The 21619-nt window shown below is 49.0% G+C and carries 24 protein-coding genes; 9 read left to right on the plus strand and 15 right to left on the minus strand.

Translation table 11 applies throughout. The annotated features are described in order from the left end of the window. Positions 1-120 precede the first annotated feature (120 nt). From NDA01_RS08550 to psaI, 5 genes are all read left to right on the plus strand, one after another. On the plus strand, positions 121-453 hold the full coding sequence (locus NDA01_RS08550) for a hypothetical protein (protein WP_348227616.1): 333 nt from the start codon (positions 121-123) through the stop codon (positions 451-453). A 207-nt stretch (positions 454-660) separates the two neighbouring features. After that, complete coding sequence (locus NDA01_RS08555) at positions 661-1023, plus strand: YtxH domain-containing protein (protein WP_190436148.1); 363 nt, start codon at positions 661-663, stop codon at positions 1021-1023. A gap of 22 nt (positions 1024-1045) precedes the next feature. Then, a complete protein-coding gene (locus NDA01_RS08560) occupies positions 1046-1717 on the plus strand; it encodes a DUF948 domain-containing protein (RefSeq protein WP_348227617.1) in 672 nt (223 codons plus the stop codon). A 220-nt stretch (positions 1718-1937) separates the two neighbouring features. Further along, the gene (locus NDA01_RS08565; RefSeq protein ID WP_348227618.1) at positions 1938-4541 is read left to right on the plus strand and encodes a hypothetical protein; all 2604 of its coding nucleotides are present in this window, start codon (positions 1938-1940) and stop codon (positions 4539-4541) included. 167 nt (positions 4542-4708) lie between these two features. After that, on the plus strand, positions 4709-4825 hold the full coding sequence (psaI, locus tag NDA01_RS08570) for a photosystem I reaction center subunit VIII (protein ID WP_190436145.1): 117 nt from the start codon (positions 4709-4711) through the stop codon (positions 4823-4825). A gap of 161 nt (positions 4826-4986) precedes the next feature. On the opposite strand, the gene NDA01_RS08575 is transcribed toward psaI, so the two are convergent. The 6 genes from NDA01_RS08575 to NDA01_RS08600 all read right to left on the minus strand — a co-directional run bounded on the left by NDA01_RS08575 (position 4987) and on the right by NDA01_RS08600 (position 7303). Continuing rightward, entirely contained in the window at positions 4987-5106 is a 120-nt protein-coding gene (locus NDA01_RS08575; RefSeq protein WP_190436142.1) for a photosystem II reaction center protein J, read from the minus strand. A 70-nt stretch (positions 5107-5176) separates the two neighbouring features. Beyond that, positions 5177-5302 (minus strand): photosystem II reaction center protein PsbL, encoded by a 126-nt coding sequence (gene psbL / locus NDA01_RS08580; protein WP_190436139.1) that lies wholly within the window; start codon positions 5300-5302, stop codon positions 5177-5179. An 8-nt stretch (positions 5303-5310) separates the two neighbouring features. Next, positions 5311-5445, minus strand: coding sequence for a cytochrome b559 subunit beta (psbF, locus tag NDA01_RS08585; RefSeq protein ID WP_190436135.1), 135 nt, complete (start codon positions 5443-5445; stop codon positions 5311-5313). A gap of 26 nt (positions 5446-5471) precedes the next feature. Then, positions 5472-5717, minus strand: a complete 246-nt coding sequence (gene psbE, locus NDA01_RS08590; protein ID WP_190436132.1) for a cytochrome b559 subunit alpha — start codon at positions 5715-5717, stop codon at positions 5472-5474. 137 nt (positions 5718-5854) lie between these two features. Further along, entirely contained in the window at positions 5855-6853 is a 999-nt protein-coding gene (locus tag NDA01_RS08595; RefSeq protein WP_431193349.1) for a photosynthesis system II assembly factor Ycf48, read from the minus strand. Between the two features lie 114 nt (positions 6854-6967). Continuing rightward, entirely contained in the window at positions 6968-7303 is a 336-nt protein-coding gene (locus NDA01_RS08600) for a rubredoxin (RefSeq protein ID WP_190436126.1), read from the minus strand. Between the two features lie 455 nt (positions 7304-7758). Between NDA01_RS08600 and ndhC the strand changes: the two genes are divergently transcribed. Genes ndhC through NDA01_RS08615 form a run of 3 tightly spaced genes read left to right on the plus strand, consistent with a single transcriptional unit; the run spans position 7759 to position 9396 of the window. After that, positions 7759-8121: a photosynthetic/respiratory NAD(P)H-quinone oxidoreductase subunit C gene (gene ndhC / locus NDA01_RS08605; protein WP_190436122.1), complete on the plus strand. Its 363-nt coding sequence runs from the start codon at positions 7759-7761 to the stop codon at positions 8119-8121. Then, a complete protein-coding gene (locus NDA01_RS08610) occupies positions 8118-8861 on the plus strand; it encodes an NADH dehydrogenase subunit K (RefSeq protein WP_348227620.1) in 744 nt (247 codons plus the stop codon). The genes ndhC and NDA01_RS08610 overlap by 4 nt, the downstream gene beginning before the upstream one ends. Continuing rightward, the gene (locus NDA01_RS08615) at positions 8854-9396 is read left to right on the plus strand and encodes an NAD(P)H-quinone oxidoreductase subunit J (RefSeq protein ID WP_348227621.1); all 543 of its coding nucleotides are present in this window, start codon (positions 8854-8856) and stop codon (positions 9394-9396) included. The genes NDA01_RS08610 and NDA01_RS08615 overlap by 8 nt, the downstream gene beginning before the upstream one ends. Before the next feature lie 95 nt (positions 9397-9491). On the opposite strand, the gene leuD is transcribed toward NDA01_RS08615, so the two are convergent. Then, positions 9492-10094 carry a 3-isopropylmalate dehydratase small subunit gene (leuD, locus tag NDA01_RS08620; RefSeq protein WP_348227622.1) on the minus strand — a complete coding sequence of 201 codons (603 nt, stop codon included), beginning with the start codon at positions 10092-10094 and terminating at the stop codon, positions 9492-9494. Positions 10095-10106: 12 nt separating this feature from the next. Beyond that, on the minus strand, positions 10107-11510 hold the full coding sequence (gene leuC / locus NDA01_RS08625) for a 3-isopropylmalate dehydratase large subunit (protein WP_348227623.1): 1404 nt from the start codon (positions 11508-11510) through the stop codon (positions 10107-10109). Positions 11511-11692: 182 nt separating this feature from the next. Here leuC and NDA01_RS08630 point away from each other — a divergent pair, with 182 nt between their 5' ends. Then, positions 11693-12241 (plus strand): hypothetical protein, encoded by a 549-nt coding sequence (locus NDA01_RS08630; RefSeq protein ID WP_348227624.1) that lies wholly within the window; start codon positions 11693-11695, stop codon positions 12239-12241. Between the two features lies 1 nt (position 12242). On the opposite strand, the gene NDA01_RS08635 is transcribed toward NDA01_RS08630, so the two are convergent. The 7 genes from NDA01_RS08635 to NDA01_RS08665 form a co-directional block, all read right to left on the minus strand. Beyond that, a complete protein-coding gene (locus NDA01_RS08635; RefSeq protein WP_348227625.1) occupies positions 12243-13472 on the minus strand; it encodes a M20 metallopeptidase family protein in 1230 nt (409 codons plus the stop codon). Between the two features lie 174 nt (positions 13473-13646). Then, positions 13647-14813: a sensor histidine kinase gene (locus NDA01_RS08640; protein WP_431193350.1), complete on the minus strand. Its 1167-nt coding sequence runs from the start codon at positions 14811-14813 to the stop codon at positions 13647-13649. 24 nt (positions 14814-14837) lie between these two features. Next, entirely contained in the window at positions 14838-15284 is a 447-nt protein-coding gene (locus NDA01_RS08645) for a response regulator (protein ID WP_348227626.1), read from the minus strand. After that, a complete protein-coding gene (locus NDA01_RS08650) occupies positions 15223-17541 on the minus strand; it encodes an ATP-binding protein (protein ID WP_348227627.1) in 2319 nt (772 codons plus the stop codon). Before NDA01_RS08650 ends, NDA01_RS08645 begins: the two co-directional genes overlap by 62 nt. 425 nt (positions 17542-17966) lie before the next feature. Beyond that, positions 17967-18821 carry a formyltetrahydrofolate deformylase gene (gene purU / locus NDA01_RS08655; protein ID WP_348227628.1) on the minus strand — a complete coding sequence of 285 codons (855 nt, stop codon included), beginning with the start codon at positions 18819-18821 and terminating at the stop codon, positions 17967-17969. A gap of 93 nt (positions 18822-18914) precedes the next feature. Next, positions 18915-19769 (minus strand): DUF4340 domain-containing protein, encoded by an 855-nt coding sequence (locus NDA01_RS08660; RefSeq protein ID WP_348227629.1) that lies wholly within the window; start codon positions 19767-19769, stop codon positions 18915-18917. A 151-nt stretch (positions 19770-19920) separates the two neighbouring features. After that, positions 19921-21597, minus strand: a complete 1677-nt coding sequence (locus tag NDA01_RS08665) for a GldG family protein (RefSeq protein WP_348227630.1) — start codon at positions 21595-21597, stop codon at positions 19921-19923. Between the last annotated feature and the right edge of the window lie 22 nt (positions 21598-21619).

Below are 21619 nucleotides of genomic sequence, written 5' to 3' on the forward strand. Positions count from 1 at the left end.
CGCAGCTCTACCATGCTGTATTAAGTTCTGGTGTAAGTCGGGCGACTAGTCTCGCTAGCAGATGTTACAGCGGCAAGAACTATGTAACGATTGAGGCATCGCGGGTTAGGAGGTGTGGCGATGGTGATCACCGTAGTAGTAATTAATCTCCTGATTAGCTGCTTTTGCTTCTATGCAGCGTGGCAGATTTGGAAATTGCGTCGCACCTTGGCCCAAGTAGCTAATGCTCTAACAGCTTCTGAGCGTAGTACCCATAGCGTTTTATATGGTGCTCCTACTGGAATTTTGCAAGGGCAGCGAGGTGTGAACCAGTTGCGACAACAGTACCAAAAATTAGAATTGCAATTGCAGAAAGTGCAGCAAGTTTTAGGTCTGATAAGTTTGGGTCAGGGTGTTTGGCGGCAGCAGGTCAGGCGATCGCAGCGACCAAGAACGGCGAAAAAGCGTTTTTAGCTGATAGCTAGACCATGAGATAGATTAATGTGTAGTGAACCATAGAACGCTGATTTAAGCGTCTAAGCGCCCAAAGAGTGCTAAGCAAGATGCAGCTTCTAGAGAGCCAATCCGGTAAAATCGGGGCGGTTCCACCTGATCACAAGCTAGGTGGCATCAAATTCAGTTAGATTAATCCGCTAGTTATTGAAAGGTAGAAGCCCAACAATGTCGAATAACCGTTCCGGATCATTCATTGGAGGTCTACTGTTAGGAGCTGCTGTTGGAACAGTGACCGGTTTATTGATTGCTCCTCGGCCAGGACGGGAGACACGGCAGCTCTTAAAGAAATCTGCGGATGCTTTACCAGAACTCGCAGAGGATTTGTCTACTAGTGTCCAGCTCCAAGCTGATCGCCTATCAGAGTCAGCTCTGCGGAGTTGGGATGAAACCCTAGGACGCCTGAAGGAAGCGATCGCCTCTGGAATCGAAGCAACTCAGCGGGAGCAACAGGTATTAGAGCAAGTGCCAGCTTCGGAAGCGGCTGAATCCGATCTACCTAAACATGATGCGTTCGATAAAATTCACTAACTTGTAGAGTAGGCAGAGTTCAGTGATTGATCCCATTTTTTGGCTAGGACTTTCAATTCTACTGGTGGCTGTGAGTCTCGCAGCAGTCTTAGTTGTAGCCATACCAGCACTTCAAGAATTAGCGAGGGCGGCTCGCAGTGCTGAAAAACTATTTGACACCCTCTCGCGGGAATTGCCTCCCACTCTAGAATCGATTCGCTTGACTGGGTTAGAGATTAGTGATCTGACAGATGACATGAGCGAAGGCGTGAAGAGTGCGGGTCAAGTCGTCAAACAAGTAGACCAGAGTTTTGATGGTGCTCGGAAGCAAGTCCAAAAAGCTCAGACTACTACTCGTAGCGTTTTTGCAGGCATGAAAGCGGCATGGCGCACGTTTAGTCGAACCCCTACTAGTGTCGCTGGTGGTCGTCGCTCCATGGGGCGTTTGCCTCCTCCTTCGCGATCGCCCCTGGACGTGCAGAGCGCTAGCTATAATGCTCGGTCTACATCTGATGCTCTTAGCGAAATTGGAGAAGTGAGTCGGCCAGCTTCGCCATTAGAAGAGCGTCCATCTAACTTAGAAAGCGAGCGCCTTCAAGAAGAAACTCGGTTACAAGCAAACAATCATAACTATCCGCCAAGGCGAGAACTGCCAGAATCAACTTCGCCCCAACCAGAATCTGCGGAGTCTGAAGAGAAGTCTGTGGAATGGTGAGTTTCAGTTAAGAAAAATGCCATGAGACCAAGCGGAATGATCGGGAGTGGGATAGACTTAAAACCAAAGTTCAACGATGCGATCAGAAACGTCTAGATTGCTTCTGGAGCGATCCTGTCGCGACTAGGACTGCTAATTTAACCCAGCAGTCTTTTTTGCCGCCAAACTAATTCACCACCTTAAGTAACGTGCGGTGGGCATCCCCTTGCCGAGGGTTGAGATGGAATACTGGGAATTTCTACTACAGAAAGAGGGCGATCGCTCCTGGCTACCTCTAGAGTCCCCCGATGTGGAAATTTTAGAGGGACGCTATCGAGTGGTTGCCCGCTCTAGCCGCTCTAATACAAGCGTCGAAATCCGAATTACACATCAAATTGACGACGAAGTATCGCCTAAGCGACGGGCACAAAAACGATTTGGCCGCACCAATAAAGACGGGTTGATGGTGGTTTTTCCCTTTACCCGGATGAAACCCGGATTATGGGAAATTCGTTGCGTGGGCGATCTGATGTCAGACTTTATGGGCCAAAGCTGGCAACATATCGTCTGCCTACAAGTATTACCTCAGGAGTTTGAGTCTGAGACGGATTGGGACCCTGAGTGGGAAATGCAGGATGAAGAAACGACAGAATCCTCCTCGCAATCAAACTCAGCAGTTACTACAGCGACAGTTGCTGAGCTGGATCAAGAGCCAAGTCAGCATCAGCCCGAAGCCGAGCCAGAACCAGATGCGCTCACGGTAGAACCGGAAGTTGCTGCCCAATTTGGACCTACTGTAGAAGCAACGCCAGAAGCAGCGCCAGTGTCTGTTACATCAGAGATTGTAAATAGTACGCACCACCTGACTGAGGCCACTGGATATTCTGTAGAACAGTTGCAGTACATTGCTGAGCGCATCTCAGAAGCGGAAGCTAGCCTCTTACCCGAAGAAAGTCCTGACGAATATCAAGTTAGTGCCGCGATCGCGAACCCTGATGCTGAGCAGCCCCCTGCGATCGCGGTTCCGTCAGAGACAGAAGCTGATTCCCCCGCTTTAGGGGATTTTGCGATACCTGCGACTCCTGATCCAGTGCCAGAACCAGCCGACTCAGCAAGTTTACCGCTACAACTAGTACTGGCTGAAGCTGCCTATATGACTTCATGGGGACAGCCCTTTACGTTGTCTGGTCGAATTGAATTACGAGAGCCAGAAATTGCTACAGCAGCGATCGCTAGTCTTCCGGCTGAAGTTCGTTCGGGTCAGGGAGAATTATATGTTGGCTTGCGCGATCCCCAAAACGGTCAAGTCTTGGTTGAGGTGCGGCAGCCTGTCGCCAACCCACAGTTGCCTTATTCATTCAGCTGCACACTCGAAATTCCCTTAAGTTGCAGAACCCGCTTGTTGCTCGGAGAAGCTGGTTTCTACCGTTCAGCCGTCACGACCGTAGACCCGGATTCAGCTAGCGCAGAATTGACCCGCTCAGAATCAATAGACACAGCGATCGCCAGCCAGTCCTTTACGCTCACTGCAGATGTAGACGAGTTGCTAGATGCGATCGCTGCCGACTTGAGTGAAGCTCAGTTGTTGGATTTACCTTTGCCTGCAACGTCAGAGGCTGAGGCTGAGGCTGAGCCCGAACCTGAACCTGCTGACCCTACCACAGACACTCAGCCGTCAGAGCGGGCTTATTTGAATCTCTCCTTCTTAAAGGTTGGAGAGCAATCGCAAGATAAGCCGCCATTCTACATTCAACCCTCGACAGGTTCGCCGCTCCCGCCCCAAATTTATCACTCCCATCAGTCGGAAGCTGCTAAGACTCCAGCCCTGCCGGTGATTCGAGGATTGCATCCAGCTCAAGCTGAACTGCCCGCAGAAGCAGTGGTAGAAGCAGACATCTCAGAAATTGATGATTCTGCAACAATTGTGGAAGACATGCAGCTAGAACCATCTCTAGCTTTCATCGATCTCGACTCTGACTTAGGAGAGCTTGACTCTGACTTAGGAGACGTTGACCTAGCTGTCGCAGAGATAGATACGATAGCGACAGTAGACTCGTCTAATGACGAGTTGGCTGAGACTGCAACGACTCTAGAGGAGAGTGAGCCTGCTGTAGAGACTACCTCTCAATCTTTGAATTTTCAGGAGCGTTTCTGGGCTCGGTTGAATGCTCTAGCTTCAGATGCAAACCTATCAGAGTGGTTGAAGGAGGATGATACTGATTCATCCAGCGCCGCTGATTTAGCCGAACCCCTCTTTGAAGCTGACTTAGCACATAATTCAGCAACTGATTACAACTTGGGCCTTTTATCTAACAGCTTGGCGGCACCTGAAAATAGCGAGATGATTGTCCATCCGACCGCAAGACCTCCAGAAGATCAGTGGGTTGCTCAAGAAATTGTCGTCGAGGATGATCCAGTCATAGCATCGCCTCTACCCGCTGAACCCACCCCCGAAGTGCTTAGCCCTGCTTTACTTGATCCAGATGCGATCGTCCCTAACCCTCAACTGGAAGTCCAAACTGGGGAGTTGGTTTCTGGTAAGCCAGTGTCTGTACGGGTCAGAATGCCAGATTTACCCTGCCGAATTTATGTCAAGCTTTGGGTTAACGATCGCCAAACCCGATCGCTCCTAGATGGCCCCCGTTGGCTGGTTGACTTTACACCAACTGGGCTAGGAGATTTAGAAGCAACCACTCAAATGACCGTACCCTTCGGCAGCTTAGAGATTCAGTTTGAAGCGATCGCGATCGAAATGGCAACGCAAAGGGAGAGCCACAAAGTGGTAGCTACTAGAATGGTGGTGCCGCCTGATACCCCTACATTGTCATATCCGGAATGGGACTAAGGGATGATGCCAAAGATAGTGAAACGCAAAATACTTTAGGCTGATCTGTGCTCTAACTCTTGGCTAGTCACATTTTTGTTAAAAATCTTTAGCAGATAGAAATTTAGCCATCGATTCGCAGTAAATTCGGTCTTGGAATTGTGCAATCTTAGATAGGAAACTTTTCTATGGCAGCTTCATTTTTGCCCTCAATCCTAGTCCCCGCTGTAGGTTTACTCTTTCCTGCCGTGGCAATGGCTTTTCTGTTTATCTATATCGAGCGCGAAGATCCCTCAGGTATCTAGTTTGGTACTGAATTAAAAGTAGCCAAACCATAAAAACTTCCATAACAAAAAACCACCTACTTCTAAAGGGTAGGTGGTTTTTTACGCTGAGTTTTAGACGAGCAGATGTCAAAAATTTGAGACGATAGAAAATTCTGAGTTAAAACCAGCTTTTGGGTGAATCAAACAGACGAGCCTAAGCCAGCGTAGGCTCCATAAAAGAAAAGTCCTAAAATGCCAATGGCACCTAGACCTGCAACAGTAGCAACAACCCACAGAGGAATTCTTCCAGTTCCAGACACAGCTTTTACCTCCTAATTAAAATTGAATAAAACTGGCTGATTAAACAATAGCCAGTTAGCTTACATCCAGTTAGTTGAAGAAATAACTGGAGAACAAAATACCCAGAACAAAGACCAGCAGTAGTCCCAAGTACAGTGAAGTACGGTTTAGCTCAACAGGCTGCTTGTTAGGGTTATTAGAAGACCGATCTGCCATTTCTTTTCCTACCGATGAATAAATTGCATAGATGCGATCGCGCCCAAGAAGAAGATGGTTGGCACGGCTAGGGTATGAACAGCCAGCCATCTAACTGTAAAAATTGGATAAGAAACGGGTTGATTGGGAGTATTGGTAGTCATGATCTAGAACCAAAGTTTGAAAACAATTACTTGAGGAATTGATTGATCTGCTCTTTTGACTCGAAGCGATCTTGCACAATTGGCACTTCTTGACGAGTCTGAGTGAAGTACTCGTTGGGTCTAGGAGTACCAAACACATCATATGCCAGACCAGTGCTGACAAAGAGCCAGCCTGCAATAAATAATGCAGGGATTGTAATGCTGTGAATTACCCAATAGCGAATGCTAGTAATAATGTCGGAAAATGGACGCTCACCAGTAGTACCGGACATTCAGATTTCTCCTCTGACAACAACACAAAGCTTAAGTACTATCATACGGAACGATAGAAACAGTCACAAGCAAGTCATCTGCTGAAAGAGCTAATTTTGACTACTTATGACTGCACAACTGTCAAGTAAGCTCATGATTAAGCAGACTTCACTGAGGCTTGATACTTGAGTAAGGTACCTCTCTGGCCAATGACAAATCCTTGGTCAGGACTCAGGAAGACTACTTTGTAGAAATTACCAGGAATGTTTTCTACATCTCGATCTTTGAGCCAAGTTTTGCCGCCATCTAAGCTACAAAGCAAGTTGCCGCTGCCGCCGCTCACCCAAAGCTCGTCCGGAGTTCGGTAAGCCAGGTCCAAAAATCCCCAACTAGTCGCGGATTCTGGGCTGTTTGCGGTCTGCCAAGATTCGAAGTCATTGGCTTCACTAAATTGAACTTGGCCACCCCGCGCTAGCATCCATAAGCGACCATCTGGCGTGAAGCCCATGTTTTGGACTCGACGAGAACTATTGCGGTTATGTGGCTCCCACGCTTCTTGTCCAGGTCGCCAAACAGAGTAAAAATTACCCTTAGCAGAGACAGCGACATATTGGCCATCGTTAGAGCGAGAAATGTTGCGAACCACACCCACAGCTTCCTGAACTTCAGCCTTCCAATTTTTACCGCCATCTGTCGTGCGATAAATGGCTCCAATATCGGTAGTCATTTGAGCCGTTTGGGGACCAAGGGCCAACACTGTATTCGGAGAACCGGGGAGTTTGGCACTGAGGGGAATTCGTCCCCAAGACTTGCCTCCATCGATGGTATGGAGCAAGAGACCAGGTTGTCCAGCAATCCATCCCTCTTCGCCATTGAAACTAACTGAATCAAAGCGATACTTCTGATCGCCTAAATTGAGGCTGCGAAGTTCCCACGTTTCGCCGCCGTCGTTAGTTTCCAATAGGGTAGAGTTGCTTCCAACTACCCACCCATGCTTGCGATCGCTCGCGAAGCTAATGTCTGCGATCGTGGCATCGGTTGGCAGTTGGACAAGCTGCCAAGGGTTGTAATCCAAAGAGCTTAAATATCGGTTAGCGCAGCTAGCACATAGAATGACTACGGCTAGCAACATTACAATTCGTTTCAGTGTTCTCACAATCGAGTTCATCTCGCTTCAGCCCATACCTGGAATATTTGATCAATAGTGTTTGGTGTTTCAATGAAGGAGCTCAAGGAGCCGCGATCGCGTTGCTGAGGGCGCTCCATCCCTTCACTGCAAACCGTAAAGGCTGAGAAACAGTAAGAACCCCAGCCCCAAACCTCCGAAGATTAGTAAGTTTTTCTGCCCAGGGGTGAGTTGGTTGACTCCAAGGCCATAGCTTAAGTTTTCCCGAAAACCGGAAGCGGCACCTGCTGGTCCAACACTGGTAAACTGTGTAACTTTGGCACCGCAAACTGGACAGCGCCAATCAGCAGGTAACTCTTCAAAAGCAGTTCCTGGGGGGATTTGACGCTTGTCATCCCCCTTCACTGGTTCGTAGACATAGCCACATGCTCTACACTCATGGCGGTCTAGAGATTGAGGATCAACAGCTTCAGTGCTCATGACGAGAAAAACAGAGGGGTGAGGATTTGATCTAGGCCAACGATCTATATAGAAGATCTATATAAAAGATCTCTTCCTTAAAATATCTGTTAAAGATTATGACACACCCTGTTAATCTTCCTGTCATATGCCTGTCGTTTCCCGCCAGGTGCTAGCTATAAAAATTCTGAAACCAGCTCTACAAATTACTTGTAACGGCACCCTGCCACTCTTAGAGCAGCCAGCAAAAGAGATTTAAGATGCAGTAAATGTGTTGAGTGGAGTGATGCACCAGGAATTTATACTCAAGAAGTGGGTAAGTGGGTTGAGTCCTAAGGCCAATTTAGCTTGACTAAAGGATGAACTCGGCAGTTTCTGTCGAGCCACCTCATAAGGCGCTCCAGTTTACGGTGAGCGTGTCAAAATGTAAATGAAAAGCAGCGCAAGTTCTTTCACTAAAGCGGTAGTTATTAGCAGTGTTTGTTCTTAGTGGTTACGAGTACTTTTTAGGCTTTTTAATTATCTGTAGCCTGGTACCTGTCCTGGCCCTGAGCGCGTCTAAGTTATTGCGCCCTCGGCTCCGAGGTCCTGAGCGTCGCACCACCTACGAGTCAGGGATGGAACCCATTGGGGGTGCCTGGATTCAGTTCAACATTCGCTACTACATGTTTGCCCTAGTCTTTGTCATCTTTGACGTAGAGACAGTGTTCTTGTACCCCTGGGCCGTCGCGTTCAACCAATTGGGGTTGCTAGCTTTTATCGAAGCCCTAGTTTTTATTGCGATTCTCGTGATTGGTCTAGTTTACGCTTGGCGTAAAGGAGCTTTGGAATGGTCATGAGTCCCAAAGATGCGGCTCAAAATGGCGCAATTTTGCAGCCAAATGAACAAATTATCAACCCCATTGAGCGTCCCCAAGTGACGCAAGCGCTGTCCGAGAATGTCATTTTAACGACTGTAGATGACCTTTATAACTGGGCGCGCCTCTCTAGCTTATGGCCTCTGTTATATGGAACTGCGTGTTGTTTTATTGAGTTTGCGGCTCTCATCGGCTCCCGCTTTGACTTCGATCGCTTTGGTTTAATTCCGCGTTCTAGCCCGCGTCAAGCTGATTTGATTATCACTGCGGGCACGATCAACATGAAGATGGCTCCCGCTTTAGTCCGTTTGTACGAGCAGATGCCTGATCCGAAGTACGTGATTGCAATGGGTGCTTGCACAATTACGGGTGGAATGTTTACCGTAGACTCGCCTACCACAGTACGCGGCGTGGATAAGTTGATTCCTGTCGATGTCTATTTACCCGGTTGCCCCCCACGTCCAGAAGCAATCATTGATGCGATCATCAAGCTGAGAAAGAAAATCGCCAATGACTCGATGCAAGAGCGCGGTAAGCAGGGTCAAACTCATCGCTACTACAGCATTGCTCACAAGATGAAGCAGGTGCCTGACATCACGACGGGCACTTATCTGCAAGTTCCAAGTCGTCAAGCGCCACCTAAGGAACTTACAGAAGCAATGGGCCTACCCGTTCCACCCGCTTTGAAAGCCGCAGAGAAGGAGGAAATTCGTCGTGGCTGAAGAATCTAATGCCCCTGAAAACGGAGTAGAACAGGCTCAGGCACCAGCTCCTATCGTCGAGGCTGGTAAAATCTCCAAATGGCTGAGTGAGAACGGATTTGAGCATGAGTCTTTAGGGCCTGATCGCTCTGGCGTAGAAATGCTCAAGGTCGATCGCGATTTTCTGATTCCGATCGCGACTGCTCTCTATGCTTATGGGTTTAACTACCTGCGCTGCCAAGGTGGGTATGACGCGGGGCCTGGGCAAGAGTTAGTTAGCTTCTATGATCTCACCAAGGTCAGTGACTACAGCGATCGCCCAGACGAAGTGAGAATTAAAGTATTTCTCCCTCGCGAAGATCCCAGAATTCCCTCCGTCTATTGGATTTGGAAGACTGCCGACTGGCAAGAGCGAGAAGCTTTTGACATGTTCGGGATTGTCTACGAAGGGCACCCTGACCTGAAGCGCCTGCTGATGCCAGAAGATTGGGTGGGCTGGCCACTGCGTAAAGACTATATCTCGCCCGACTTCTACGAGTTGCAAGACGCTTACTAATTTGAGTTTGCTGCGAACAATTTGAACCTCACCCCGCCTACGGCACCCCTCTCCTTCAAGGAGAGGGGCTGGGGGAGAGGTTTTTTGTTTGAGACTTAAGCCGTTTTTGACCAGGAAACGTAAGGTAGTTTGGCAGCAGTCGCCCGAATTTGATCGGCTTGGGCGACGAGTTGACCGCAAGCATCCCAAGTGCCACTGGTAAACATTTGCCGAGGCCCTGCGCCCATCGTCACGGGAATGGTGAGGTCACCACATTGCACCTGCATTGATTCTAGGTCTACTTTGACTTCTGCCTGCGGATTAGCCGCGATCGCCTCTTGTAGCCGCTTAGCATCTTCTGGAGTTGCCATCACACAAGGCACTCCTAACGCCACACAGTTGCCAAAAAAGATTTCTGCAAAACTCTCACCCACGATCGCTTCAATACCCCATTTAGCAAGAGCTTGAGGCGCATGTTCACGCGAGGAACCACAGCCAAAGTTGCCGTTGACTACTAGGATCTTGGCTCCTTGGTACTGTGGCTGATCAAAAGGATGCTGCCCTTGGGTTTGAATGCGATCGTCTGCAAATACTTGTGCGCCTAAACCATCAAAAGTGACACAGCGCAAAAACCGCGCTGGAATGATGCGATCGGTGTCAATATCGTTGCCGACCAAGGACACACCCCGCCCCACTACTGCCTTAACTTCGCTACTCATGACACCCTCCCCCTACAACAATTCACGAACATCGGACACTTGACCTGTGACTGCGGCGGCTACCACCATTGCTGGACTCATCAGCAAAGTACGACCCGAAGCGGAACCTTGACGGCCTTTAAAGTTGCGGTTGGAAGAAGAAGCGCTAAGTTGACGGCCTTCTAGCTTGTCCGGGTTCATGGCAAGGCACATCGAGCAACCCGGTTCACGCCACTCAAAGCCCGCTGCGACAAAAATCTTGTCCAGACCTTCGGATTCCGCTTGCTGCTTGACTCGCTCCGAGCCAGGAACGATGAAGGCTTTGACTCCCTCGGCTACTTGTCGTCCTTGAGCAAACTTAGCGGCTTCGCGCAAATCGCTGATCCGACCGTTGGTGCAGCTACCGACAAAGCACACATCTACCTTGGTGCCTTGAATCGGCTGTCCGGGTTGCAAGTCCATATAACGGTAAGCTTCTGCTGCGATCGGTTGCTCGTCAGCGGGCAGCATCTCAGGTGTCGGCACTAGTTCATTAATCGCAATGCCCTGACCGGGAGTAATGCCCCAAGTGATGGTGGGCGCAATGTCGGCTGCATCGAAGACTACTACATCGTCATATTCGGCAGCAGTATCACTCCGAAGGCTTTGCCACCAAGCTACAGCTTTGTCCCATGCTTCGACTTTGGGAGCAAAGTCGCGACCTTTGAGGTATTCAAAAGTAACTGCATCGGGGTTGACGTAACCACAGCGAGCACCCCCTTCGATCGCCATGTTGCAGACGGTCATGCGTTCTTCCATGCTCATCTGCTCAAAGGTGCTGCCTGCAAACTCATAAGCGTAGCCAACCCCACCCTTGACACCCAGTTTCCGAATGATGTGGAGAACTACATCTTTGGCGTAGACTCCAGGCTTCAGAGTGCCGTTAACTTCGACTTTACGGACTTTTAGCTTGGCAAGTGCCAACGTCTGGGAAGCTAACACATCTCGTACTTGGCTCGTACCAATCCCAAAAGCGATCGCACCAAAGGCTCCGTGGGTGGAAGTATGGCTGTCTCCACAAGCGATCGTCATTCCAGGCTGAGTGAACCCTAGCTCTGGGGCAATTACATGGACAATGCCTTGACTGCCAGAGCCAACGTTATAAAAACGAATCTGGTGCTCTTCACAGTTTTGCTCTAGGGACTGCATCATTTCTTCTGCCAAGCTGTCGACAAAGGGACGCGCTTGGTTCTCCGTAGGCACGATGTGGTCCACCGTTGCCACTGTTCGCTCTGGATACAGCACTTTTAGGCCGCGATCGCGCAGCATGGCAAAGGCTTGAGGGCTGGTGACTTCGTGAATCAGATGCAGACCAATAAACAGTTGCGTTTGGCCTGAGGGAAGGATTCCAACTGTGTGTAAATCCCAGACTTTATCGAAGAGTGTGCCTTTGCTCATGCTGACGTTCGGTACTTAGTGCGCTAAGGAATCAATCCATTATTGTAACGTAGAGCTGAGCTAGCCTCTAAGGAGGGATTTTGGATTTTTAGTTCACCCTTAGAAGTAAGGAGGTATAACTACTTTGTGTATTTATGTAACGATGAGACAATAGAATATACTCTCACTAAATTTTGTTTATCATGCTCCAAACTTTCAATTCACGTTTAGCAAACTGTTTAAGTCAGGCGATCGCGCGGATTAGTCGAGGGACGATCGCAACTGGGCTGGCTTTGTTGGTGGCGATCGCGCTATGGATGCCTGGGGCCGCTTGGGCTGCGAACTCTAACTTGGGCGTTACGCTGGTGTCTCTGCAAGGAAATTTCGAGCAACTAGGATTTCGGCTAGAACCTAAAACTGAGACAGCTTTCATTGGTAAGTCGAAGGATGGGGTGGCGACGGTGCGCCTGAACGTCACGCCTAAAGAGCTGGTTTCTAATGCGGTTTTAGTGGTCCACAAACCGTTGACCAAGAAGAGAAAACCGCAGAGCCTGAACTACATGGAAGAGTTTTTGCAGGTGATGCTTCCCGGCTGGAATGAAGCGCATGATTGGTTGGCTCAAGGGATTACAGATGCGACTGACTATGGTTCCACAGATTTGGTGGTAGGCGATCGCCGAGTTTATCTGCTGATCCCCAAAACCAAAGAAGCCCTGTTACTAGCAGTGGACCCTTTGGACTACAAGCGCTAACTTAAATTGGTTTGCGGTTCTGAACACAGAATTTTTCAACGCAGCGGGCAAAAATTTCTACCCCCATGCCTAGGGCGGTTTCGTCAAAGTCGAAGCGGGGATGGTGGTGGGGGTAGGCTAAGCCTTTATTGATATTGGCGGAGCCGAGGAAAAAGTAGCAACCAGGGACTTGCTGCAAGAAGAACGACATGTCTTCGCCTCCCATTGTTTGACATTCGGGGACGATGCCTACCTCTGCCTCGACCACATTCTCTGCGACAGAACGAACAAGGTCCGCGATCGCCCCATCATTAATCACGGGTGGGTACAAAGATTGATAATTCAGCTCGTAGCTAGCTCCATGACTTTGGCAAATCCCCGCAATAATTTGCTCAATCCGTTGATGGAAAAAGCCTGTTAGGGCTGGATTGAAATAACGCACTGTGCCGCTCATTTTGGCTGAAGCCGCGATTACATTGGTGGCGGTGCCTGCATGAAGTTCTCCCACCGTCACCACTGCGGAGTCGATGGGGTTGACGTTGCGGGCAACAATTGTTTGCAGAGCGTTGACGATTTGAGCACTAACTACAATCGAGTCTATAGTTTGGTGGGGAATGGCTCCGTGTCCGCCCCTGCCTTGAATGGTGCAACGAAAGAGTTCCACGGCTGCCATTAGGGCTCCAGTTCTCACACCGACTGTTCCCAGCGGTAAGTTATTCCACAAGTGCAGACCAATAATCGCGTCTACTGCTGGATTTTGGAGTACCCCTGCTTCGATCATGGGCTGTGCGCCTCCCGGACCTTCCTCAGCAGGCTGGAAAATAATTTTCACCGTACCCGCAAAGCTATCTCGATGTTGAGAGAGATAGTAAGCGGTGCCGAGGGCGATCGCAGTATGTCCATCATGACCGCAGGCATGCATCAAGCCATCGTGTTGCGATCGATAGGGCACTTCATTTTCTTCTTGGATGGGCAGGGCATCCATATCGGCTCGAATTGCTAGTACGGGGCCTGGTTTGCCAGAGGCGATCGTAGCCACGATTCCGGTTTGGGCGATTTCGGTTTGATGCTCAATGCCCCATTCAGTTAGCTTCTGGGCGACAAATTCTGCCGTTAGTTTCTCACGAAAGCCTAATTCGGGTCGCTGATGTAGTTGTCTTCGCCACTCAACGAGTTGGGGTTGCAACGACTGAATAGCTGGCCGAATCTGAGATTGATCGACGGGGAGCGGGCTTAAAGAAGTAGAAACCATAGGGCAGAGTGGCTTGCGACTGAACTACAAAGACAAATAGACAGAAATGATCAGGGAGCGTTAATACTTAGGGTGCCCATCCTGTCTTTATAGTAAAGGGTGAAGCTAGTTTGCGAATTTACTCATTTCTCAACCCCAAGTAGCAAGGGAAGCGCTCGCCTGTCTCTCGATTAATCACACAGCTTTCCAGATGGGCAACCTGACTGTAAATATCGTGCCAACGCCCACTGCACTCTGCACGGAGATTTGACCACCGTGGGCTTCTACACATTTTTTGGCGATCGCCAGTCCTAAACCTGTGCCAGGAATGTTATCTACGTTTCTCGCACGATAAAACGGTTCAAACAAGCGAGGCTGGTCTTCTGGCGGGATACCAATGCCTTGGTCTTGGATCTGAAAGGTGACTGTAGTTTCTTGAGCAATCAATTCAAACCGCACCAGACCTCCAGCGGGCGAATATTTGAGTGCGTTTGAGAGGAGGTTGCCCAAAATATGGCGCAAAAAATTCTCATCCCAAAGGGCTTGAGATAATTCGCCTTGCTGAGTAAAGAGGAATTGGTATTTCTCATGAGAACTGAATCGCAGTTCTTCAAATAGTTGGCGACAAAACGGAGCCAGGTCGAGGGCGGTGAGCTGGCACTGAAGGTGGCCCAAATCGGCTTTACCAATTAAGGAAACTTCGTCGAGTAGATGGGCCATGTTAGTAATAGCAGAGCGAATTAATTGAAAATGGGTGAGTCTTCTCTCCTCGGTTAGTTGGTTTTGGTTGTTTTGCAATAGACCCGTAGACAGCAAGATGCTGTTGAGCGGACTGCGGAAATCATGGGACAGAATCGAAACAAATTCCGACTTCAACTGGTTGAGTTCCTTCGCTTTCATCAACTCAGCGGTGCGTTCTTGCACTTGCGTTGCTAGGGCTTCGTTGACTTTGCGGAGAGCTTCTGAAACTTGTTTGCGTTCAATGGCGTAGCAGAGCGATCGCGCCAATAACTCGGCATTCACCTGCCGCTTAACTAAATAATCTTCAGCTCCTTGACGCACTGCCGCGATCGCTAAGTCATCATCATTGGTGTTGGTGAGAACCACGATTGGTAGATTAGGTGCTTGATGCAGCAAAGGTGGCAAAGACGCTAAGCCCTGACTATCTGGCAAGGTCAGATCCAACAAAATCGCATCAAAGCTATTTTGCTGGAGATGGACTAGCGCCTCCGCCAGCCGCTTGACGTGCAGTAAGCTAAATTGCTTGAACTTAGGTACCCGCAAGATCTCCTGCAACAGTCTGGCTTCCGCGAGATTGTCTTCAATTAACAAGACCTTGATGGCGCTTGCAGGCATAATCATGAATTGCGATCTGCTCTCCCCACTTCATCCCGGCGGCAATGTGACAGTGCCCAGCCAGAACTCTTCAATTCCCTTCACGATCTGAAATAGCTGGCTGAGGTTGCGGGATTTAGTGATGTAGCAATTCACGTGCAAGTCATAGCTTTGAGAGATATCCTCCTCGTTTCTAGAAGTGGTGAGAACGACAACTGGAATCCGTTTCAGATTGGGATCAGCTTTAATTTCCGCTAAGACTTCCCGCCCATCTTTTCGAGGAAGGTTCAAGTCCAGCAGAATCAGGTCGGGGCGAGGTGCGTCCACATACTCGCCCTCCTGCCGCAGGAAGGCCATCGCATCCATACCGTTGCGAACGGCCACCACTTGATGCGGGACATTGCTGTTCTTGAGTGCTTCTTCGATTAGGCGAATGTCAGCTCTGTTGTCCTCGACCAAAAAGATGGTTTTGTACTTTTCGTCCACTTCTACGCTCACGATCGCGTCCCCCTACTGGAATCGTAAAGTAGAATGTTGCTCCCTGCCCTAGTTGGGATTCCACCCAAATTCGGCCACGATGGCACTCCACAATTTTCTTGCAAATTGCCAGACCCATGCCTGTGCCCGCATATTCATCTCGCGTATGGAGACGTTGGAAGATGACAAAAATGCGATCGCTAAACCTGGGATCAAGACCAATGCCATTGTCTTTGACTGAGAATAACCAAGCATCTTCTAGCCGTTGCGCCCCAATATGGATTTCTGGAGGATTCTGACTGCGGAACTTGATGGCATTGCCGACCAAATTCTGAAAGAGCTGCATCAGTTGGGTGCTGTCGGCCATCACGGTCGGAAGCGGATCTTGAGTAATCACCGCGTTACTGGCAGCGATGCGACCCCGGACATTCGCGAGGGCGCGATCGAGGGCTGTTTCTACCTCGGTGAGTTCAAACTCAACGCCTTGGATATCGACCTTGGAGTAAGCTAGCACGTCGTCAATTAAGGTCTGCATCAAGCTCACGCCTTCGACGGCGAAGCCAATGAATTCCTTGGCGTTTTCGTCTAGCTTGTCGTTGTAACGCAGTTCTAGCAGCTGCATATAGTTGGCGACTTGATTCAGCGGTTCCTGCAAGTCATGGGAGGCCACATACGCAAACTTTTTCAGCTCAGCATTGGAGCGTTCTAGGTCTTGAGCCAGTTGGGCTAACTCATCAGCTTGGCGCAACACAATATTGATGATGGCTTTTCTCAGTTCTAGCGCCGCATTCACTTCTACGGAGTGCCAAGGCAGCGAGGTCAAGCGCACGGTTTCTTTCCACAGATCGAAAGATTTGCGGGGAGACAGATGTACCGTACCCTCTGTTTGAGTTGCAGCAAATGGCTGATTGGGATCGCCGCCCCAATTAACGGTTTGAATCACCTCCGGACGGAACCACAACACGTAATTTCGTTGAGAAATTGGAATCGCTAGTAGACCGCTGGCTACGTTCTTGAACCGCTCCGCATCTGGGTAAAGCTCAGAGAGGGAATTGGTGTAAAAGACTTCTTCCTGAACTTGCTGCCTCAGCCATTGCAGCAAAAAGTTGAGGTCTTCTTCTTTGGGAGTTTCCCCAACTAATGTGCAATTACTGCCAAAGCAAACGGCCGCTCCTTGCGCCCCTGCCAAGTCCAGTAGATTGGGATTGTGCTTCACCAATCCATCCACAAAGTTTTCTTCTTGGGACATGTAATCCACCAAGGCTGACTGCACGTAGGTCAGCTTCATGCGGTAGTCGTGATCGGCAGTTTCTTCGCGCGCTGAGATTTCGGCAAAGATTAAGCGACCTAAAAATTCACAGGCTTTTCGTAGTTCGTAAGAAACATACTTGGGAGATTGGTGATGGCAAGCAATCAACCCCCAAAGTTTCTGGTCTTTCATCAGCGAAATCGTTAAAGATGCTCCCACGCCCATGTTGTGGAGATACTCGATATGACAGGGGGAGGCACTTCTGAGGATCGAGAAAGTGAGGTCGAGCGATCGCTGCGTCTCTGGATTTTGCGCGGGGACTAGAGCGATCGCCTCCGCATGAGTATCGGGGATAATCCGAATCCAATTCGAGGCAAATAACTTGCGGGCAGCCTTAGGAATATCGGATTCGGGATAATGCAGACCCAAGTAAGGTTCTAAATGGTCCAGCTTTTCTTCAGCTAGAACCACACCATGTCCGTCATGGTCAAACTTGTAGAGCATGACTCGATCAAATCCAGTGACTTGCCGCACTTCCTGGACGATTGTTTGACAGAAGTCTTGGAGACTGGAATTCGCTTCTAGCTGGTTAATCGAGGCTCTCGCCAAATGATAGAAGCTGAGAAACGGAATACTTTCTTGAGAAAGGGCAGGCTCTAACTCCAGAATCAAAAAGCCATCAGAACTGCGATGGAAAACTCCATCAAAAACAAAGTAATCATCCCCTTTTTGCCGATTCTTCGTCCAAATCTTAATCGGATTAATTAACTCTAAGCTGCTATCTGCTAGTCCTGCTCTAATCCGTTCTACCTGAAATGGATCGATTAATTCATCTAAGGTTTTTTGTAAAACATTTTCAGGAGTAATCCCAAATACAGCCAGCGTATTATTAGTGACTTGGACAATTTTTAAGTCTGGTTCCGATAAAACTAGCAGAACTCCATGCGGCTGAATTTGATTATGAAACTGAATTGGCGCTTGCTCCAAATAAGCGAGATGAAGCTCTTGTGCTTGTAAAGGGCCTACCATAGATAATTCTCTTCCAGCCTCTGGAAGCCGCAAAGTTAAGGTGTGAATCTAGTCTCGAATGCCTGACCGTGGACACACGATGAATAAAAACCTTTGTGTGTCTTGAATGATTAATTGAGCAGAGAATCAGTTAACAAGAAAATTCTGATATCTCAATCCTTTCCTGCAATCCCTTATTCTTGCCATTGCAACTACAAGAATAAAGTTGCAGCTCTAAATTAAAATGCTAGTGCGATCGCGTGGCGCTTTTTTCCTCTAATCTAGGCGCGTTCAAAAGTCTACCATGATGATCAAACTGGCATTCTAGAGGAAATATTAAAAAGTAAATACTCAGCTAATATTGCTAATACTTAATATTTAATTAGTAACTCTTTGAAATAATTCGAGATTTATATCTGTAAATCGATATTGTTGGGAATATTACTCTACTCAAATACGACAGTGCGATTGCTGTAAACCAACACCCGATTCTCAAGATGCAGTCGCACCGCTCTCGCTAAAACCACACGCTCTAAGTCTTTGCCCTTGCGAATTAAATCACCCACATCATCACGATGGCTGACTCGCACGACATCTTGCTCAATAATCGGCCCTGCATCTAAATCTTCAGTCACGTAGTGAGACGTAGCGCCAATGATTTTGACCCCACGCTTGTAAGCCCGCTGATAGGGATTTGCTCCCGCAAAAGCAGGCAAGAAAGAGTGATGAATATTAATTACTTGAGGAAAATTAGCAATAAAGTCAGCACTCAAAACTTGCATGTATTTAGCCAGCACCACTAAATCAATTCGGTACTGCTGAAGTAGAGCTAGCTGCTTGGCTTCTTGCTCAGCCTTATTCTCTTTATTGATAGGAATATGGTGATAATCAATGCCAAATTGTTTGGCGATCGCGCCTAAATCTGGATGGTTGCTAATAATCAACGGAATTTTAGCAGCAAACTCTTGAGCCCGTTGTCGCCAAATTAAATCAAATAAGCAATGGTCTTGGCGGCTGACCCAAATGGCAATTCGAGGCACCGCATCCGAAAAGTGTAAGCGCCAATTTGCTTGTAGAGGTTGAGCGATCGCATTAAAAGCAGGCCCAATAAGATCACGGGGTAAATTAAACCCTTCTAGCTGCCACTCAATCCGCGTCAGAAATAGCCCTGCCTCAAAATCAGTGTGCTGATCTGCATGAATAATATTGCCGCCATTGGCATAAATAAAATTGGCAATTTTTGCGACAAGTCCCCTTTGGTCAGGACAGGAGACTAAAAGGGTTGCGGTAGGGCTAGTCATATCAAACTGGGACTAAATGGTTTAGACGCATAGCGAAAAGGGGCAAACCAAAGCTCACCCCTTCATCATCACCGAAGTAGAATGCTGAACAGCTTATTCTGCTGGAGGCGCAGGAGTAGACGAAGTGCCAGGATCAGGGCTTGCTGACGAGTTGGAACTTGGACTGGCACTGTCCACCGGAGGAGGGGATTCAGGGCTAGGGCTAGCGTCTTCTGGAGCAGGTTCAGGGCTAGGAGTCGCATTCTCCGCCGAGGGAGAGGGAGAGGCAGATGGAGCTGGAGTAAGAGCTTCGGGTGCTGCTTTCCACTCCGACAGTGGACGACTTACAGCATTGTTAAAGTCGGGAGACACTAACAAAACCGATAACTCTGGCGTCCCTGAAGTCGCCGGATCAGCTTGAGCGTACCAAAAGCTCTGATTAAAGTCAGGTTTACCCAGAATGAAACGGTGAGTTTTCTGATCATTCAGCTTCAGCTCAATCGTCGCCGTGGGTTGGTCTAAACCAAAATCCGCTTTCTGAGTGAGAGGCGCTTTAATCGTGCGATCGCTCCTTCCCGTTGCCAGCAAACTCAGCAAGAAAGCTACCGAAGCATCATTCGCTGGCTCCTCCTCCGGAGCCTTCAACAACCACTGAGACTGAGGTTTCTTAGATTCAGATTGCTTCTCTGTCGGTTTTTCTGTAGCTTGTTCAGTCTGCTTCCCTGGAGATGGAGACGCACCAGACTTTGCTTCAGGAGTAGGAGCTTTGACAAACTCCAACCTTTGCCCCGATGTCGTTAGCGTCAAAGCTTGAACCTGAGACTCCTCAAAAGCAAAAATTCGCTGCCCCGACCCTTGCACTTGCTGCTCTTGGCCCTTGCCACCCCCACGAATCTCATAAAAATAGACAAAGCCCCCCAACCCGCACGCCAGTAAGAGCAAAATCAAAGTTTTCGAATTCAGCTTCATGTCCTTATTTTGGATTTTGAATTCTAAATTGAAAGCTAATTCTTTCCAATAGAGTTCCACCGTGGCTTTAACTTAGCTTTGGAGGGGGTCTGGGGGACGCAACCGTTCCCTCAGCGGGGGTTTGGGGGCGAGTGCCCCCAAGGTTCGGATTCTAACGACGTCGCCACCACATCACCCCAGCAGTCCCAAAACCCAACAAAGGCAACACGGCCAGCGACAACCAACCCACCAAATTCGCCTGCTGGGCTGTCATCGTAATTCGGCGGTTCTTGTCCTCCTTCGGACGAATCGATAGAACCTGGTCATCCCGCTTGCTCAGCCAACTTACCGAATTAAGGAAAACATCCCCATTTAACTGCTGACCAAACAAACCATCCGTAGCAAAACTAGAATTACCCACCACAACCAGACGGGATTCAGATGGCGTTTTGTCAGCCCCAGCAGTTGGTGTAGGACTAGGGCTAGGACTGGGACTAGCAGAAGGAGAAACAGACGGGCTAGCAGATGGGCTAGGTGAGGGAGAAGCCTGAGCAGATCCCGTAGCCTGAGCCGCCTTGCTTAGCGCCACCCCCAATACCAAAGGCCCTTGGCGATCGCGCTCCGGATTAAACTCCAAGTTTTGATTTTTCAGGTCACTTTCCGCCCAACTTTGAGGACTCGTGACCAACAAAGGCGTTTCCTGCACCCCAGAAACAGGAGTCGTTTGAATCGGTCTTGCGATCGGATAAATCGAATAGCGATTGCCAAAATCCTTAGTAATCGGGTGATCGCCATACTGATTAACCACGGAAGCGGTCGGGCCTAACTCAGCGATTTGCTGAGCCGAAGCATTGATCGCAATTCGGTTGCCTAGGGTCACACCCCAATTTTTGAGTAAGCCCTCTAGCTTCGGGTCTACATTGGGATCAATCATTAGCAACACACTGCCCCCTTGCTGCAAATAAGCGCTCAGCTCCCTAACTTCCTTGTCAAACAAAGCTTGCTTGGGGCCAGCCACCACGACTGCTGCTGCATCCTCAGGCACGGCAGGTTGCTCGACCAAGTTCAGCGGTTCACTGATGAAGTTTTTCTCTTGCAACAAAGCTTTGGCTTGGGCTAAACCCCTTTGACCCTCATCCAAGGAAGACTCTCCGTGACCTTGCAGAAAGTAGATTTTGGCTTGGCGATCGCTCGTAATCTGCTCAATTGCATTAGTCAGTCGGCCCTCTGACAACCGCTCACTCTTAAGGTTCTGGAGAAAACGGCGTTTTTGGCCTGCCTCAATATAGACATCGCCAATATCCTGAATACCAAAAGATTGCGCCAGACCTGGTTGAGCTTGCGGATCAACCATCTCAAAATTAAACTGCCTTGACTGGCGCTTGTATTGGTCTAGCAAAGCTTGAGTCGGGCCAGAATTTGGATTAGGGCTATTGGGGTCCATAAACACCCAAACTTTCACAGGTTGGGGCAAGCGCCTCAAGATACCCTGTGACTGAGGAGCAAGGGTGTAAAGTTGATTTTCGGTCAGGTCAACTTGATTGGCATAGCGGACTCCCAGGAAATTAATCAAACCTAGGATGACGACGACAGCCAGCGTGGAGAGGAGCGCATTGGTGCTGGCTTGAGTTGAGCGGCGGCCCCAAAAGCCAGAGCCAGGTTGGCTTTGGAGCAGCAGCCAGACCCCAATCAACACAATGCCAGCAACGGTCAGGCCGACCGGAATGCTGCCCCAATTGCCAGACACAGCTCCGGCGGATAAGCCTATAACTACCAGCACTGGCCCAGCCCAGAAGAGCCATTGCCAAGATTGCTTGAACGATTTCCAGGTGGTAGGAATTTGTTTCATCGACTTCTACTCAACCCTTAAC

Origin of the sequence: Trichocoleus desertorum AS-A10 (assembly GCF_039962155.1) — a bacterium.
Classification (GTDB): Bacteria; Cyanobacteriota; Cyanobacteriia; order FACHB-46; family FACHB-46; genus Trichocoleus.